Source organism: Thalassotalea sp. G2M2-11 (assembly GCF_017168195.1).
Classification (GTDB): Bacteria; Pseudomonadota; Gammaproteobacteria; order Enterobacterales; family Alteromonadaceae; genus Thalassotalea_E.
In genome coordinates, this window is sequence record NZ_JADNYL010000016.1 from 1 (window position 1) to 213 (window position 213).

2 tRNA genes are annotated in these 213 nt (G+C 53.1%); both read left to right on the top strand.

Annotation, left to right across the window (positions count from 1 at the left end):
* Positions 1-20: 20 nt before the first annotated feature.
* A tRNA-Ala gene (locus IV514_RS17370) sits at positions 21-96 on the top strand.
* A gap of 39 nt (positions 97-135) precedes the next feature.
* Positions 136-212, top strand: a tRNA-Ile gene (locus tag IV514_RS17375).
* The last annotated feature ends 1 nt before the right edge of the window (position 213 follow it).

A 213-nucleotide genomic window follows, 5' to 3' on the forward strand; every position in this document is an offset into this window, starting at 1 on the left:
ATGAAGAAGACAAAGCCTTTGGGGCTATAGCTCAGCTGGGAGAGCGCCTGCCTTGCACGCAGGAGGTCAGCAGTTCGATCCTGCTTAGCTCCACCAACTTTATCTGAGTGACCTACTGGCGGTGAATACTAAAATAGGTCTGTAGCTCAGCTGGTTAGAGCGCACCCCTGATAAGGGTGAGGTCGGCAGTTCAAGTCTGCCCAGACCTACCAA